Here is a 2,075-nt window from a genome sequence, read left to right as displayed (position 1 = left end):
TTGACGCGGCGCTCGGCGGTGGGGCCGTCCCGGGGCGTGGTCCGGTGATCGGTGGCGCCGTGGGCCGGGGCCCGGCCAACGGGTGGAGCCGGAGCGCGGCGTCCAGGGTCCGGGCGGCAGCCTCGGCCGGGACCGCCGTGCCCAGCCCGGCGGCCGTCGTCCAGGGCACCACGGCCGCCGTTGCTCACGAGCTCGCGCTGGGCAAGGGCGTACGGGCAGGGCGCGGCACTCCGGCGAGGTGGCTCGGCGCGGCGGTCGTGGCGGGCACCGGGCATGGCGGTCCGCCGGGCGGACCCGGCGCACGGCGCGGTGGTGCCGCGAGGCGGCTCGTTACGGCGGCCACCGGTGGCGGTCCCCCGGGCGGACCGCGTGCCGCAGCAGGGTTGCCCCTGACCATCGCCTCGCGCGCAGCGGCGGCCGAGCGTACGCGTCCGGTCAGTCGCATCGCGGCCGTCGCCGGGGCCGGCCTCGCGGGTGGCCGTGCCGGGGCCGCGCCGCCCCGGAGCACCGGGACCTCCGCCTTGCCCGGCGCGGCTGCCGGCCGCTTCGCGGCCCTCGCCGGGGTCGCCCTCGCGGGCGGGTACCTGGCCACGGTCGCCCGGCCGTTGGCGCATGCCGCGCTCAACCCCTCCCCGTACTTCCTCCAGCGCGCCGTCGGCAGCGGCATCCGCGCGATGATCCCGCTTCAGGCCGTGCTCGCCTCCCGCGCCGGGGCGCACCGTACGGCGGCGGGGCTGCTCGCGCTCATGCCCGTGGCCCGCCGGCTGTCGAGAAAGGTCAGCGCGACATGAGCCGCCCCAACCCGGAGTCCCTGCGCTTCGCCTACGGCACCAACGGTCTGACCGACCTCCGCCTGGGCGACGCCCTCGCCCTGCTCGCCGACCTCGGCTACGACGGCGTCTCGCTGACCCTCGACCATATGCATCTCGACCCGCTCGCCCCTGACCTCACCGCCCGTACCCGCCGCATCGCCCGCGACCTCGAACGGCTCGGCCTCGGGGTCGCGATCGAGACCGGTGCGCGGTACGTGCTCGACGCCCGGCGCAAGCACCACCCCACCCTGCTCGACCCGGACCCCGAGGCGCGTGGCGCCCGGATCGATCTGCTGCTGCGGGCCGTACGGGTGGCGGCCGAAATCGGGGCACCGGCCGTGCACTGCTTCAGCGGGGTGCTGCCGCCCGGCGAGTCCGAGGAGACGGCGTGGCGGCGGCTGACCGACGCCATCGAACCGGTGGTCGTCGCCGCCGAGGCGGCGGGCGTGGCCCTCGCGATCGAGCCCGAGCCGGGGCATCTCCTCGCCGACCTCGCCGGATTCCACCGGCTGCGGACGGCACTGGGCGATCCGGCCGCCCTCGGCCTCACCCTCGACATCGGCCACTGCCAGTGCCTGGAGCCCGCCCCGCCCGTCGAGTGCGTGCGCGCGGCTGCGCCATGGACGCGGCATGTGCAGATCGAGGACATGCGGCGCGGGGTGCATGAGCATCTGCCGTTCGGCGAGGGGGAGATCGACTTCCCGCCGGTCCTGGAGGCGCTGCGCGCCACGGGGTACCGGGGGCTCGTCGGCGTCGAGCTGCCCCGCCACTCCCACGCCGGTCCCGAACTGGCCCGCACCTCGCTGCGGTTCCTCCGGGAGGCGGAACGTGCCGCGATCGAGGGAGGCGTCCGATGCTGACCGTGACCGAACTCCGCGCCGCCGTGGAGCGGCGGCTGGACGAGACGGGATGCGCCTGGCTGGACAGGGCCCTGACGGACGCGGCGAAAACGGGACCGCGGCAGGCCGACTCCGTCCCCGCCCAGGGTGATTCCTCCGCCGCCGGAGGGGTTTCCGGCTCGGCCCAGGGTGATTCCTCCGCCGCCGGAGGGGTTTCTGGCTCGGCCCAGGGTGATTCCGTCCCCGCCGGAGGGGTTTCCGGCTCGGCCCAGGGTGATTCCGTCCCCGCCGGAGGGGTTTCCGGCTCGGCCCAGGGTGCTTCTGCCCCCGCCCAGGATGATTCCACCCCCGCCCAAGCCGCTTCCGGTCCCGCCCCCGGCCGCCCCCGCCCCCCCCCCCCGCGGCCGGGCCCCCCCCCCCCCGG

2 protein-coding genes are annotated in these 2,075 nt (G+C 77.2%); both read left to right on the top strand.

All coding sequences use genetic code 11. The features are described from left to right. Positions 1–791 (top strand): UbiA prenyltransferase family protein (locus NQU54_RS48365; protein WP_257636626.1); only part of this gene is annotated, 791 nt, incomplete at its 5' end. Continuing rightward, positions 788–1,672 carry a sugar phosphate isomerase/epimerase family protein gene (locus tag NQU54_RS48360; RefSeq protein ID WP_257636625.1) on the top strand — a complete coding sequence of 295 codons (885 nt, stop codon included), beginning with the start codon at positions 788–790 and terminating at the stop codon, positions 1,670–1,672. The genes NQU54_RS48365 and NQU54_RS48360, both read left to right, overlap by 4 nt. Positions 1,673–2,075 lie beyond the last annotated feature (403 nt).

The organism is Streptomyces malaysiensis subsp. samsunensis, from assembly GCF_024519315.1.
In the GTDB taxonomy this organism is placed as follows: domain Bacteria; phylum Actinomycetota; class Actinomycetes; order Streptomycetales; family Streptomycetaceae; genus Streptomyces; species Streptomyces malaysiensis.
The sequence above is the reverse complement of the archived record's forward strand: the minus strand, read 5'-3'. Positions and strand labels throughout refer to the sequence as shown.

Coding starts and splice junctions, on each gene's coding strand:
- NQU54_RS48360 (WP_257636625.1), top strand. CDS start 788: ATGAGCCGCCCCAACCCGGAGTCCCTGCGCTTCGCCTACGGCACCAAC.